This window comes from Pseudomonas sp. FSO-7, assembly GCF_059579345.1.
The window spans coordinates 3,027,677-3,041,204 of record NZ_CM184193.1; the positions used below are offsets into that span (position 1 = coordinate 3,027,677).

A 13,528-nucleotide genomic window follows, 5' to 3' on the forward strand; every position below is an offset into this window, starting at 1 on the left:
AGCTCGCTCCCACACTGTTTTGTGAGCGCCACAGAACCTGTGGGAGCGAGCTTGCTCGCGATGGGGCCATCGCTATTTCACCGACTTGAGAAAAGCCGCCGTCTCCGGCTGCACCGGATGGCCAATCACCTGGTCCGGCGGGCCGATCTCATGGACCCGGCCATTGCAGAAAAACGCCACGCGGTCGGAGACGTCCCGGGCGAAGCGGATCTCGTGGGTCACCAGCACCATGGTCATGCCGTCTTCGGCGAGCATGCGCATGGTGTCCAGCACTTCGCCCACCAGTTGCGGGTCGAGGGCCGAGGTGGCTTCGTCGAAGAGCATGTAGTCCGGCGACATCGCCAGCGCCCGGGCGATCGCCATGCGTTGCTGCTGGCCGCCGGAAAGCTTGCCGGGGAAGGCCTTGAGCTTGTCCCCCAGACCCACGTGCTCAAGCTGCTTCACCGCCAGCGCCTCGGCGTCCTGACGGCTCTTGCCCAACACCTTGCGTGGCGCGAGCATGACGTTTTCCAGTACGGTCAGGTGCGGGAAGGCGTTCCATTGCTGGAACACGATGCCGATCTTCTGCCGCAGGCGATTGAGGTCGGTGGCGCGGTCATGGACCTCGATACCGTCCACGCGGATGCTGCCTTTCTGGATCGGTTCCAGGCCGTTGATGCACATCAGCAGGGTCGACTTGCCAGAGCCGGAACCGCCGATGATCGACACCACTTCGCCCTTGTCCACCGTCAGGCTCACACCCTTGACCACTTCCAGGTCACCGAAGGATTTGTGCACGTTTTCGATCTCAATCATTTTCCTGCCACCTTCTTTCCAGGCGTGCGCCGAGGCGGGCGACCACCAGGCTCATGACGTAGTAAATGAGGCCCGCGATGCATAGCACCAGCAGGGGTTCCTGAATGCGCGTGACGATGGTTTGCGACGCCCGCAGCAATTCGACGATGCCGATCCACATCACCAGCGCGGTGTCCTTCATCACGCCCAGCACCAGGTTCAGCCAGCCGGGAAAGGCCACCCGCGTAGCAATCGGCAGGACGATGAAGCGCAGGTCCTGCCCATAGCTCAGGCCCAGCGACCGGCTGGCCCGGCGGGTGCTCAACGGCACCGCCAGCACGCCACCGCGGACGATCTCGGTGAAGTACGCGGCGGCGTAGACCCCGAGGACGATGCAACCGACGGCAAAGGCGCTGAGGTTCAGGCCGGCGATGCTCTTGAGGGAATTGAACAGCACGAACTGGATCAGCAGCGGCACGCTGCGAAACACGTCCAGCAACCAGGCCAATGGCAGGCTGGCCCGTGGCAACAACGCCCGCAACAGGCCGAACAGCAAGCCGGCGAGGGTGCCCAGCTGGATCGACCACGCGGTCAGTTGCAGTGTGACCCAGGCCCCTTCGAGCAAATACAGCAGGTCGTTGACGCTGAGGCTTGTAGAAAACATGTCCCACCCCCCTCAATAACGAAACAAGCGCCAGGACAACAGCCGGGCCAGCCCGACGATCAGCTTGGCGATCAGGTAATACAGCACCGCCGCGAGGGCGAAATATTCGAAGGTGCGGAAGGTCTTGACGTTGTATTCCTGGGTGACACCGGTGAGGTCGTTGTTCAGGCCGACCACCACCCCCAGGGACGTCATCAGCACCGCCCAGACCATCTGGTTGGTCAACGGGTAGAAGACGATGCGCAACAGTTGCGGGACGATGATCATCCGGTAGGCCTGGAAGGCACTCATCCCCAGGGAGCGGGCGGCGCGCATTTGCGTACCGGGCACGGCCTTGAGGCCGCCGCGAAAGTTTTCCGCCAGGTAGCCGGCATTGTTGAAAGTGATCCCGGCCAGCAAGGCCAGCCAGGAACTGACGTGCAGCCCGAGGGAGCCGAGGCCGAAGTAGAGGATGTAGATCTGGAACAGCGAAGGTGTGTTGCGGGCGATGGACACCCAGCCATTGCCCACGCCCCGCAGCACGCGATTCGGGGCCTGGCGCATCACCGTCAGCACCAGGGCGATCAGCACGCCGAAGATCATCGACAGCGCGGCGGTCTCGAAGGTCACCCAGGCCCCGGCAAGCATGTCGGGCAGGGCGCGCAAGGCCGGGCGCCATTGGAAGCTGTAGTCAAACATGGGTCGGGCTCCCGGTGCCGGCGGAGGGTTGCAGCCAGGTCGGCGGCTGGCCGCGGGTCGCGGCGGTGCAGGCGGCGTCGACGCAATCGGCGAGGGCGGCAAAGTGCACCCCGCGACCGACCAGGCCGGGCGCGTAGTGGGCGTATTTACCGGAGTTGGTCATCAGCGTGGTCGCCTGGGGCGGGATCACCGGCTCACCCAACATGCACCAACAAGTGTCGGTCACCAGCACCGCACCGAAGGCCTCGATGGCGGTCAGATACCCGGCTTTGCGGGCCTGCTCCAGCACCGCCCGGCCGCAGGTGATTGCCAGCACCACGTAGGGATGCTTGATCCGCCCCGCGCACAAGGTCGCGAGGGCGGCGAATTCGCTGAGGGAGAAATGCGGATTGCCCAGGGAGACCACGTCCACCCAATTGTCCCGGGCGCTGTTGAGCTCACGCCAACTGGCAAGCAGCCCTGCGGCATCGACGCTTTCCTGCGGCAACGCGACGTCGCGCTCCAGGACCTCGGCCGGGTCGAGGGCTTCCGGTGTCACCCCGGCGATGTGGAACAGCGGCGCGGCGCTGGTGGTGGCGAACGCGGCGCCGAAGGCCTTGAGGTCGTCCAGGCTCGGTGCGGCGTGTTCCAGGCCGCGTATCAGCGGAACGCGCCGGCCCGCCAGGCTGCCGATGTGGTAGCCCAGCAGCGGATAGAAACTGTCATCGACCTTGCCCAGCGCCGGCACATCGACGATCAATTGGGCCTTGCGCGGGTCGTCGAGATGGCAGCCGGACAAGGGGGCCCGCCCGCACAGGGCGATGCAGATGTCGAGGAAGTCCGGGTACTTCTGCGTGCGAGCGCCCAGCACACTGTTGGCATAGACCACCGCGTTGGATTCGGCCCAGACGATTTGCTCGCCGGCCTTTGGCGCGCTGTCCAGCAGGTAGGGCGCGCAGGTGAAGCTCAGTTGGGCACCCATCGCCATGTAGGCGTCGCCCAAGGCACTGGCCGGCTCTCCCAGGGCCGGTTCGACGCCCAGCTCGCGCCAGCGCCGCTGGTCCACGGAGATGGCATTGAGGGTGGTGGGGATGCGCACCTGCGCGCCCCACTGCACCAGTTGCTCGGCAAAGCGCAGGCTGGCCGGGCCGGTGTAGATGCAGCCGTCGATGTGGGCCTGGGTCACGTCCAGCAACTGCGTGGCGCCCTGGATCTCGGCCATGCGCAGCACGATCTGCATCGCCACTTGGGCGGCCTTGCCATGGCTGCCGTCGAGCAATGCCCGGTCTTGTTCAGTCAGCGCCAGGGTCGAGGCGGTGGGCGGCTGCAACGCCGCGTCCGAACCTTGCCAACCGTCGTTGGGGGGCCGGCCAGACAATGTCAGAAGATCGCCTTCCAGGCGCACGAAACCCTGGCCGCGCAGCCCATTGAAGGCCTCGTGTCCCACGCACAACACCGGCAGCGAACGCTGGAAAATCACCTGGGCCACCAGCACGCCCAGGGTCAGGATTTCATCGGCTTCGGCCAGCACCAGGGCTGCGGGGGCGTGGCCGTTGCTGATCAGCTCCATCAAGACGCTGCTGCCGGTGCAGGAACCGCGTCCACTGGGAATCGCCAATACGCGCTCGGCCAGGCGCTCCCCACTCAAGGGATGGTGGCGGTCGATGACCTCGCCGCTGGCTGGATCGACCCCGCCCCAGAAGCTCAGCCCCACCTCGGCGAACAGCAGGGCGCCCTGGGCGGCACCCTCCACCAGGCTGCGGCCTTTCAAACGGACTGGCGTGCTTGGCATGCGCCGATCCTCAGTAATAGACCTGGGGAACGGTCAGGTTGGCCGGCGGGATGTCGGTGCCGACCCATTTGACGAACAGCTCCTTGTAGCGCCCCGTGCGCACCTGCTGGTTGACGAACAGGTTGAGGTAGTTGAGCAGGCCGTACTCGCTGCGCTTGGCGCCGAGGGACACGTAGTCGATGACGTAGGGCGCGTCACCGGCGATCTTCAGGCCCTTGTACTTGCCCGACTTGATGGTCGCGGCGGCCACGGTGTTGGTCACCACTGTGGCATCGATGTGCCCCTGGGCGACGGCCAGCAGGGTGTCGTTCTGCGACTGGTAGGCGCGGAAGCTGCCGCTGCCCCAGCTCTTCTGGTCCTTCTCCAAGGCGATGGCTTCGTAGGTGCTACTGGTGTTACCCAAGGCCTTGCCCTTGAGGTCGGCGTAGCTGTTGATGCCAGTGTTGTCGCGGGTCAGCACCACCATCTGGAAGGCGAAGTAGGGCACGGTCAGGCCGACGGTCTTGGCCCGCTCCAAGGTGTCGGAGGTGGAGGCGACGATGACGTCGGCGCGGCCGGACAACAGCGCGGGGATTCGGTCGGAGAACGGGGTTTCCACCACTTCCGCGTCGACGCCGAGAACCTTCGCCAAGTCGTGGCAATAGTCCACGTCGAAGCCCGCCGGGTTGTTTTTTTCATCACGAAAGCCCATGGGCGGGAAGTCCAGGGTCACGGCGCAGCGCAGTTTGCCGGAGCCGATGATGTCGTCGAGCTTGTCGGCGTGGGCGGGGGCGATGAAAAGCGGGGTGAGGACAACGCTGAGGGCTACGGCCAATGCAGGGTTTTTCATAAATGCCTCGCTGTCGAATAAATGCGGTGAGATATCGTATTGAGGATTTCGTATACGATATTAAATAAGCAATCCGCATGCCTGTTTCGGGTTGAGGCGCAGTAATTGTGCGGGAGGACTGACCTAGAGGCGTTCCCGGCGGGGCGTGATCCATAAGGACAGGGTGCTACGTTGGCCTGGGGTGTTACAGATGGGAGCAGCCACGGGATGCGACGCCCCATCAGGGAACAAGGATCAGCGCTGATTCTCGCGATATTGGCTGGGGGACAGGCTGGTCAGGGCGCGGAACTGGCGACTGAACGCGCTGTGATCGGTGTAACCGCAGCGCAGGGCGATCTCGGTGATCGGCAGGTCTTTGTCGAGTAACAGCCGTGAAGCTTCCTCCAGTCTTGCCTTGTGAATCATCTGCCGTGGTGTGAGTTGGAAGATGCGTTTGCAGTGCCGTTCCAGCTGCGCCACCGACAACTCGGCGATGGCGGTCAGCTCGGCAAGGCTGATGGGGCGGGCGAAGTGCTGCTTGATATGGGCGTCCACCGCCGCCAGTTTGTGAAACGCCGGGTGGCTCGATTGCGGCAGTTGCAGGTCACGGGAAATGCCGGCCAGGCCGACGATCTGACCGTTTGAGTCATGCAGGGCGAGCTTGTGGGTCAGGCACCACACCGGTTGGTTGCCGTAATACAAATGCAGTTCGAGCTGGTCGGCCAACTCCCGCCCGCTGGCCAACACCCGGCGATCCTGTTCGGTGTACAGCGGGCCGAAGCGCTCGGGGAACACTTGTTCGGCGGTGAGACCGAGCAGGTCGCCACTGTGTTTGAAACCGCAGCGCCGGGCCAGAGTCTGGTTGACGAAGGCGTAGCGGGCTTGCTTGTCCTTGAGGAAAAACACCACATCCGCGAGGGTGTCCAGCAGCGGGGCGATGGGCTGCAGGCTGCGCAGCAGGGTGTCGAGGTCGCAAGGGGCTAGTGAAGTGAGCGAGGGGTACATGGCCGGCGTCGTCTTTTTTTTGTGGAGGCGATGACGGAGTGTCAGTCGAAAATGTAGTGCCTGTCACGCCGCCTTCGCGAGCAGGCTCGCTCTCACAGGGATTTGCGGTGAGCTTCAACTTTGCAGGCACCGCAGGAACCTGTGTGGGAGCGAGCCTGCTCGCGATGGCGTCAGTTCATTCGACATCGATGCAAGCTGATCCACCGCTATCGCGAGCAAGCTCGCTCCCACAGGGGATTTGTGGCGAATGTAGATCAGAGTGGGGATGTGTGTCGGGCTCAGGTGGGTGGCGTTTCCGCCAGGTTCAGCAAGGTCTCGATCCGCGCCGGGCTGAAGGGTGGGCGAGGGGTGGGCGGTGTCCAGCCGAACAGGTGTTCCAGGGCGGCGCCGCACACTCGGCCCTGGCAAGCGCCCATGCCGCAGCGGCTAGCGAGTTTCGCTTCGCGCCAGTTGTCATGGCCGGCCAGTTCGCCATACGGCACGTCCTCGCAGCGGCAGACCAGGGTGTCCGCCGTGGCCAGGGTCTTGAGCCGTGGGTCGAGGGCGAAGGCCCTGTTCAATGCCCGGGCGAAACCCTGCCAACGTGCGCGTCGCGGCCATAGCTGTTGGGCGGCGGCGTTATTGCCGACGGCGGCATGCCCGGCGATGGCACCTTCCACCAGCGCCAGTTCGCTGCCGCCGAAACCGGTGCACTCACCGGCGGCGTAATGTTCTCGGCGCGAGGTCGCTTGCCAGGCGTCAACCGCCAGCGCCTGGTCTTCAACCGCGCAGCCCAGGGCCTGGCCCAACTGGGTATTGGGAATCAGCCCGAAGCCGCAGGCGAGCCGGTCGCAGGCCAGTTCAATGGTCTTGCCTTGCTGTTGCAGGCGCACACCCTCCAGCCGCTCCCGCCCGAGCGCCTCCACCACATGGGTGTCGGTGCGGTAATGCCGGTCGAACAGACTGAACGCTTGGAAAAACTTCCCCGGCCAGCGTGGCAGTTGAGCGACGAAACCGGCCACGGCGGCGCGACGGGCCTGCTCGGCGATACGCAGCACCTGTGCGCCCTGATGGGTTGCCGTGGCGGCGCTGGCCAGCAGCAAGGGGCCGCTGCCGGCGATGACCAACCGTTCGCCGCGCACCGGCAAGCCACCCTTGATCAGCGCCTGCAACCCGCCGGCGCCGGTCACGCCGGGCAGTGTCCAGCCGGGAAACGGCAGCAGCAGCTCACGGGCACCGGTGCAGAGGATCAAGCGCTCGTAGCGGATCTGCCAACCGCGCTCGGCATCTTCCACCAGCAAGGTGTTATCCGCCGCGCAGGCGATCACGCGAGTACCGGCATGACAGCGTACGTTGGCGCAGGTGTGCAGTTGTTCGCGCAGGCGTCGGGCGGTGCCGGGCAGGTTGGCCTGGGGGCCGTCGCGCCAGATCTGCCCGCCGGGCAACGGGTTGTCGTCCAGCAGCACAATGCGCGCGCCGCTGCTGGCCGCCGCGAGGGCGGCGGCCATGCCGGCGGGGCCGGCGCCGATGATCAGCAGGTCGGTGGATTCGTTCATGGTCGGGTCTGCACCTGCATGCCATCGAGGCACAAGGTCTGACAGGCCAGGCGGCGACGGCCATCGATTAGCACCCGGCATTCCTGGCAGACGCCCATGCCACACAAGGGCGCCCGCCGCTGACCGCTGACCGAGGTGCGACTGCAACCGTCCGCGCCCAACGCCAATGCCGCCGCGACGCTGGTGCCGTTGGCAACCGAGAGTGGGCGGCCGTCCAGGAATAATTCAGGCATGGGGCCAATCCTCCTTGGCGAAGCGGATGTCTTGAGCGCCCCCAGAACCTGTGGCGAGGGAGCTTGCTCCCGCTGGGCTGCGCAGCAGACCCAAAACAGGGCCGCTTCGCGCCCCAGCGGGAGCAAGCTTCCTCGCCACGGGGTTAACCCTGTCCCCGGAGCAAACAGGGGATGTGTGTCGGGCTTCAGGCATGGGCGGGTTCCCCCAGGAAACGCTGCGGCAGGTAAGGTTGCTCGGGCAGTGGCGAGGTTTCGTCGAACAACTGCGCAACCAGTAAATCGGCCGTCGCAGGCGCCGTGGTAACGCCAAGCCCTTCGTGACCGACCGCCAGCCACAGCCCCTTGCGCTGCGGATGTTGGCCCACCAGGGGCAAGCCGTCAGGACTCGCCGCGCGAAAACCGGTCCAGGCCCTGATGCCGTTCAGATACGCCAACCCCGGCATGTAGTCGACGGCTCGCTTGAGCATCTTCGCCAGCATCCAGCCTTCCACCTGCGGGTCGACGGTGCCGAACTGCCGCGAGGCGCCGATGAACAATTGCCCGGTCGGGCGTGGCTGGATATTGCACGCCACCGACGGCCCGCTGGCGTTATGGGCGCTGGTGACGTAGCCCAGCTCTACCAGGGTGTGGGTGACGGTGGCGGGGTAGCGGTCGGTGATCAGCAGGTGGCCCTTCTTCGGCTCGATCGGCAATTCCGGGCATAACTCGGTGGCCTGGATGCCATTGGCGAGGACCACCGCCTCGGCGCTCAACCAGCGCCCGTCATCGAGGCGTACGCGAGCGCCGTCGATTTCGCTGACCTGTGCCCGTTGCTGGCGAATGTCAGGCGCGTCCAGCATCCAACGGGCGGCTGCCGGGGCGTAGAGGATGCCGTCGCCCTTGATCAGCAATCCGCCTTCCAGCCCTGGGCGCAGTTCGGGTTCACGCTGACGCAGAGCGGCTTGGCCGACCAGTTCACAGGCTTCGCCATGGGCCAGCAGGTTCAGGTACTTAGTGTGGGCCACGGCCATTTCTTCGGCATTGGCCGCCAGCCACAAGGTGCCGTTGTTGCGCCAGGCGCAGGCCTCGGGCAGGGCCGGGGCCAGTTCGCGCCAGCGTTGCAGGGAGTATTGACTGAGGGCCAATTCCGCCGGGTTGTCATCCAGCACCAGCAGATGGCCCATGCCGGCCGCCGTGGCGCCGTGCCAACCGGCGTCCAGCACCAACACATTCAGATTGCGCTGGGCCAATGCCCGGGCACAGGCCGCGCCAATGATGCCCGCGCCGATGACGATCACGTCGGCGACATGGCCCTCGCTCACGGACGTATGCCCCAGGCGAACGGATCATCCGCTTCGATGATCAGGGTGGTTTCGGCACTGATGTAGGCGCGGCCGCGAATGGTCGGCACGATGCGTTCACCCGAGCGTTCATAGGAACCTTCGAATTCGCTGCCAATCACACTGGCCTGACGCCAGATCTGCCCGGGTTGGAGTTTCCCATCGGCCGCCAGGCACGCCAGTTTGGCGCTGGTGCCGGTGCCGCAAGGGGAGCGGTCATAGGCCTTGCCCGGGCAGAGCACGAAGTTGCGGCTGTCGGCGTGCGGGTCATCGGCAAACAGTTCGATGTGGTCGATCAGGCCGCCGTCCTCACCGCGAAAACCCTGCTGCTCCAAGGCTTGCTGCACGGCGTAGGTGTAGGCGGTCAACGCGTCGAGGTTATCGCCGGCCACGCGCTGGCCATGTTCGGCGATCAGGAAAAACCAGTTGCCGCCCCAGGCCACATCGCCGACTACCTGGCCGATGCCCGGCACCTCCAGGGCCAGTGCCTGGCGGTAACGGTAGGCCGGTACGTTGCGCACGCTGACCGAGCGGTCTTCGTGCAAGGTGGCCTGTACCGTGCCCACCGGGGTTTCGATGCTGTGCACGCCGGGGCCGATCCGGCCCAGGTGGGCCAGTGATGCCACCAGGCCGATGGTGCCGTGGCCGCACATGCCCAGGTAGCCACTGTTATTGAAAAAGATCACGCCGGCACAGGCGCTTGGGTCCACCGGCTCACAGAGCAGCGCCCCCACCAGCACATCGCTGCCCCGGGGTTCCAGCACGCAGGCGGTGCGCCACGCGTCATGCTCCGTGGCCAGGCGTTGCTTGCGCTCGGTCATGCTGCCCTGGCCCAGGTCAGGAAAGCCGTCGGTGACCAGTCGGGTCGGCTCGCCGCCGGTATGGGAATCGATCACGGTGATGCGTTTCATGGGAGGGCCACGTCCGTTCAGATGAGTGACGGCAAGCGTGGCCCGCGCCCAGGGGGGACGGCTTGATGGTTTTATCTGTCGCCGATGACGAAATCGGCACAGTGCCAGCCCATCAATGGCTGGATGGCAGGAACTTGAACAAGGTCTCGCAGACCCCGGCGATATGTTCGTCCAGCAGCGCCACGGCCCGCTCGACATCGCCGGCGCGGCAAGCCTTGATGATTTCCCGGTGCTCGTGATCGGCGCGGTCCTTACCGGCCGAAAGGCTTATCTGCATGCGCAAGTAACGCTCCAGCTTGTCGTGGACCGAGCGGATCAGACTCACCATGAACGGCCGTTGCGCCGGTTCGTAGAGGCACGCATGCAGTTGCCAGTTCAATTCGGCCCAACGCCCGACGTCGTCTTCACCGACGAACTCCCGGCAGATGCTTTCGGCGCGGGCGAAGGTGTCTTCGGTCATGTTGGGAATCGCCAGGCGCAGCACTTTGTCTTCCAGGAGCATCCGCACCTCGAACATCTGCGCCAGCTCCGCCTCGGAAATGCGCGTCACCATCGCCCCGCGATTGCGCTGGAACATCACCAGGCCCTCGGCCTCCAGGCGCTTGAGGGCCTCGCGCACGGGGATCTTGCTGACGTTGAACTGGCGGGCGATGTCATCCTGGCGAATCGGCTCGTCCTCGGCGAAATGCCCGGCCACGATGGCATCGCGCAGGTGGCGGGTGATGATTTCCGAGGTGGAAGGGGTGTTGCCCAGGTCAGGCAGGTTGAACTTGGATAAAGTCACGGCGGCGGGTCGTTCGGCTTAGGTGGGGATATGGTATACGACTTTGTCGGGTGTAGTGTCCCAGTGGGGTTTAGCCAGCCCTGTTTGCACCGGGGATAAAGTCGACTCTGTGGCGAGGGAGCTTGCTCCCGCTGGGCTGCGCAGCAGACCTGAGATTTTGCGATTGCTGCGCAATCGAGCGGGAGCAAGCTCCCTCGCCACAAGGTTTTGTGTTCAACCATGGGACAGTTGGGTCACATAGGCCTGCGTCCGGACGATGCGCCATCCGGTGACAGACGCCCCCGCCAGCAGCGCCAGACCGAACACGGTCAGCGCCACGTCAGCGCCGAAAGCGTCAGCCAGCAGCCCGGTCACCACCACCGGGAGGCTGAACCCGACATAGGCGAACAGGAAGAACCCGGCGCTGACCCGAGCTTTCTCCGCTCCGGCCATGGCCGTGATAGCTGACAAACCACCGAGGTACAGGAAACCGTAGCAGGCGCTGCTGGCCCCCAGTGCCCCCAGCAGCACGGCGAGCAGGGAGCCGACGCTCGCGCCCCATGCCAGCAACGCGTAGCTCGCCGGCAGGATCAACAGGCCCAGACCCGTGGCCCTGGCCGGCTGCATGCGCCGCACCCAAGGCTGAAAGAGCAAGCCGCAACTGATGACCGTAAAGGTCGACAGGCCGGACCAACGCTGCAAATCGTGGGTCGCCAGCACTGACGGCAATAGGGCGATGACCAGGCCCGAGGTCGCCCAAGCCAACAGCATGGAAAAACTGTAGGGCAGGCTGCCGGCGGGAAACAACGGCAGGCGCAGCAGCGGCGCGTCTTTGATTTTCAGCGCCGGGTCCGGGAGCCGCCAGACCACGACAATCGCGATGGCAGCCAACATCAGCTGCAACCAGAAGCTGCCGGGCGTGGCGCTGTGATGGACGAACAGGAACAGACTGGTCAACGCCGCGCCCAGGCCAAAGCCCAGGGAGGTGCTGGCGGTGACCCGGTTGGCCGGCGAGCGGGGATCGCCGGTTGCCATCAGCTCTGTCATATAGGCGGTCGACGTGGCCGACGCCAGCCCCGTGCCGATCCCCATCATCAAGCGCGCCACGCCCAGCGCCAGCAAGCTCGGCCAGAGCAACGTCACCAATGTCGCCAGCATCGACAGCCCGAGCGCGACCAGGATCAACGGTTTGCGGCCTACCCGGTCGGCCAACCCACCGAACGCCAGCAGCACCGGCAACACGCCCAGCACATAACCGGAAAACGCCACCGCCGTAGCCCCGGCCCCGTGGCCGGACAACTGCGCGTAGGTGGTGTACAGCGGCGCCTGCAGGTTGACCGCGAGGGTGATGAGGCAAAGGCCGAAAGCCAGTCCCCAGGAATGTCGATGCTGTGGGTTCAAGGATGTTCCTTAAAGGGTGCGCATGAAGTCCCGGGGACTATCACTGCCGGGCACAACGCAAACAAGGAACAGACGCCGGCCATTTGTGTTTAACTGTTTTCTGAAAAATCGAGAACACTTTAGCCAAGAGTGCCCGCCGTGGACCTGAAGATTGATCGCAACGTGGCCGAGCCTGTGATCCGGCAGCTCGTGACGCACCTTACGGGCTGGATCAACGCTCATGGCATACGCCCCGGCGCGCGGATGCCGTCCATTCGCCAGTTGGCCCGGGAAAATGGCCTGAGCCTGTCGAGCGTGATCAAAGCCTATGACCAACTGGTTGCCAGCGGGGTGCTGGAGTCTCGGCATGGCGCGGGCTTTTTTGTCGCGCAGCAGTTGGCCCGGCCGATGGAGCCGGCACCTGAAACGGATAACGTGTCATGGCGGTTGTTCGACAATGAATCGACGCAGCTCAAGCTCGGTTGCGGCTGGCTGCCCGACGCCTGGCGCGACGACACCGACCTGGGCCAGGCGATCCGCCAGGTGGTGCGCAGCGACAACCACGCGTTGTTCAACTACAGCACTCCGTTGGGCTCGCCCCAGCTGCGCCTGCACCTGCAAAAACGGCTGGGCTTGATCGACATTCACGTTGACCCGGCGCAGATCATCACCACCCAAGGGGCCAGCCAAGGCCTCGACCTGCTGGTGCGAACCCTGCTCAAGCCCGGTGACCTGGTGCTGGTGGAAAGCCCCGGCTACTACAACCTGTTCAATCTGCTGAAGCTGCACGGGGTCAAGACCGTGGCGGTGCCAAGAACCGCCCAAGGCCCGGACATCGCCCGCCTGGAACAGCTTCTCGGCGAGCATAAGCCTTCGTATTTCTTCATCAACAGCATGTACCAGAACCCCACCGGCACCAGCCTCGCGCCGAGCGTGGCCTATCGTCTGTTGCAACTGGCGACGGCCCATGATTTTCGCCTCATCGAGGACGACATCTACGCCGATTTCCAGAATGGCCCGACGTCCCGCCTGGCCTCCCTGGATGCCCTGGACCGGGTGATCTACCTGGCGAGTTTTTCCAAGACGCTATCCAGTTCGCTGCGCATCGGTTATGTGGTCGCCCAGCCCGACATCATCCAGCGCCTGGCCGAAGTCAAGATGATTACCGGCATCGGTTGTTCGTTGCTGGCGGAGAACGTGGTGGCGACATTGCTGGCCAACGGTGCTTATCGCAAGCTGATCCAGCGCTTGCGCCAGCGCCTGAACAAGCAGATGGCAAGTACGCTGCGCCAACTGGACCCGACCCACTGGGAGGTGTTTGCCGAGCCGATGGGAGGCTTGTTCGTCTGGGCCCGGCCGCGGTGCCTGGCGGCACAACGGGTGCAGCAGATCGCCCGGGAATTGCAGATCCAACTGTCTCAGGGCTCCACGTTCCTGCCGCAAGGGGAGGCGTGCGATTGGTTGCGGTTGAACGTGGCCTATACCCAGGATGTGCGTGCGCAGACGTTTTTCCAGCGGGTGGCGCAGAAGTCGATTGCGGTGGGGCAGTAGGGTTTGGGGAGATAGTCCTGGCGTCATCGCGAGCAAGCTCGCTCCCACAGTGGATCTTCGGTGGATACAAGTTTAGTGATTGGTTCGAATCCCCCTGTGGGAGCGAGCTTGCTCGCGATAACGGACTGACCGGTCA

The 13,528-nt window shown here is 64.7% G+C and carries 13 protein-coding genes; 1 reads left to right on the top strand and 12 read right to left on the bottom strand.

Features of this window, described 5'->3' with window-relative positions:
* Positions 1-72: 72 nt before the first annotated feature.
* From AC515T_RS13190 to AC515T_RS13245, 12 genes are all read right to left on the bottom strand, one after another.
* Entirely contained in the window at positions 73-795 is a 723-nt protein-coding gene (locus AC515T_RS13190; protein ID WP_122566449.1) for an amino acid ABC transporter ATP-binding protein, read from the bottom strand.
* Positions 788-1,438, bottom strand: coding sequence for an amino acid ABC transporter permease (locus tag AC515T_RS13195; protein ID WP_496532838.1), 651 nt, complete (start codon positions 1,436-1,438; stop codon positions 788-790). The genes AC515T_RS13190 and AC515T_RS13195 overlap by 8 nt, the downstream gene beginning before the upstream one ends.
* Before the next feature lie 12 nt (positions 1,439-1,450).
* Positions 1,451-2,116 (bottom strand): amino acid ABC transporter permease, encoded by a 666-nt coding sequence (locus tag AC515T_RS13200; RefSeq protein ID WP_305470770.1) that lies wholly within the window; start codon positions 2,114-2,116, stop codon positions 1,451-1,453.
* Entirely contained in the window at positions 2,109-3,887 is a 1,779-nt protein-coding gene (gene lhpI / locus AC515T_RS13205) for a cis-3-hydroxy-L-proline dehydratase (protein ID WP_496532839.1), read from the bottom strand. Before lhpI ends, AC515T_RS13200 begins: the two co-directional genes overlap by 8 nt.
* Positions 3,888-3,897: 10 nt before the next feature.
* Positions 3,898-4,716 carry an ABC transporter substrate-binding protein gene (locus AC515T_RS13210; RefSeq protein WP_496532840.1) on the bottom strand — a complete coding sequence of 273 codons (819 nt, stop codon included), beginning with the start codon at positions 4,714-4,716 and terminating at the stop codon, positions 3,898-3,900.
* 234 nt (positions 4,717-4,950) lie between these two features.
* Entirely contained in the window at positions 4,951-5,700 is a 750-nt protein-coding gene (locus tag AC515T_RS13215; RefSeq protein ID WP_496532841.1) for an AraC family transcriptional regulator, read from the bottom strand.
* A 278-nt stretch (positions 5,701-5,978) separates the two neighbouring features.
* A complete protein-coding gene (locus AC515T_RS13220) occupies positions 5,979-7,235 on the bottom strand; it encodes an FAD-dependent oxidoreductase (protein ID WP_496532842.1) in 1,257 nt (418 codons plus the stop codon).
* Positions 7,232-7,468: a 2Fe-2S iron-sulfur cluster-binding protein gene (locus AC515T_RS13225; RefSeq protein ID WP_496532843.1), complete on the bottom strand. Its 237-nt coding sequence runs from the start codon at positions 7,466-7,468 to the stop codon at positions 7,232-7,234. The genes AC515T_RS13220 and AC515T_RS13225 overlap by 4 nt, the downstream gene beginning before the upstream one ends.
* A 185-nt stretch (positions 7,469-7,653) precedes the next feature.
* On the bottom strand, positions 7,654-8,769 hold the full coding sequence (locus tag AC515T_RS13230; RefSeq protein WP_496532844.1) for an NAD(P)/FAD-dependent oxidoreductase: 1,116 nt from the start codon (positions 8,767-8,769) through the stop codon (positions 7,654-7,656).
* Positions 8,766-9,698 carry a 4-hydroxyproline epimerase gene (locus tag AC515T_RS13235; RefSeq protein ID WP_496532845.1) on the bottom strand — a complete coding sequence of 311 codons (933 nt, stop codon included), beginning with the start codon at positions 9,696-9,698 and terminating at the stop codon, positions 8,766-8,768. The genes AC515T_RS13230 and AC515T_RS13235 overlap by 4 nt, the downstream gene beginning before the upstream one ends.
* Before the next feature lie 112 nt (positions 9,699-9,810).
* Entirely contained in the window at positions 9,811-10,482 is a 672-nt protein-coding gene (locus AC515T_RS13240; protein ID WP_496532846.1) for a GntR family transcriptional regulator, read from the bottom strand.
* Between the two features lie 213 nt (positions 10,483-10,695).
* Positions 10,696-11,862 carry an MFS transporter gene (locus tag AC515T_RS13245; RefSeq protein WP_496532847.1) on the bottom strand — a complete coding sequence of 389 codons (1,167 nt, stop codon included), beginning with the start codon at positions 11,860-11,862 and terminating at the stop codon, positions 10,696-10,698.
* Positions 11,863-12,000: 138 nt separating this feature from the next.
* Here AC515T_RS13245 and AC515T_RS13250 point away from each other — a divergent pair, with 138 nt between their 5' ends.
* Entirely contained in the window at positions 12,001-13,392 is a 1,392-nt protein-coding gene (locus tag AC515T_RS13250; protein ID WP_496532848.1) for an aminotransferase-like domain-containing protein, read from the top strand.
* Positions 13,393-13,528: the final 136 nt, after the last annotated feature.

Coding starts and splice junctions, on each gene's coding strand:
- AC515T_RS13200 (WP_305470770.1), bottom strand. CDS start 2,116: ATGTTTGACTACAGCTTCCAATGGCGCCCGGCCTTGCGCGCCCTGCCC.
- AC515T_RS13235 (WP_496532845.1), bottom strand. CDS start 9,698: ATGAAACGCATCACCGTGATCGATTCCCATACCGGCGGCGAGCCGACC.
- AC515T_RS13225 (WP_496532843.1), bottom strand. CDS start 7,468: ATGCCTGAATTATTCCTGGACGGCCGCCCACTCTCGGTTGCCAACGGC.
- lhpI (WP_496532839.1), bottom strand. CDS start 3,887: ATGCCAAGCACGCCAGTCCGTTTGAAAGGCCGCAGCCTGGTGGAGGGT.
- AC515T_RS13220 (WP_496532842.1), bottom strand. CDS start 7,235: ATGAACGAATCCACCGACCTGCTGATCATCGGCGCCGGCCCCGCCGGC.
- AC515T_RS13190 (WP_122566449.1), bottom strand. CDS start 795: ATGATTGAGATCGAAAACGTGCACAAATCCTTCGGTGACCTGGAAGTG.
- AC515T_RS13215 (WP_496532841.1), bottom strand. CDS start 5,700: ATGTACCCCTCGCTCACTTCACTAGCCCCTTGCGACCTCGACACCCTG.
- AC515T_RS13195 (WP_496532838.1), bottom strand. CDS start 1,438: ATGTTTTCTACAAGCCTCAGCGTCAACGACCTGCTGTATTTGCTCGAA.
- AC515T_RS13210 (WP_496532840.1), bottom strand. CDS start 4,716: ATGAAAAACCCTGCATTGGCCGTAGCCCTCAGCGTTGTCCTCACCCCG.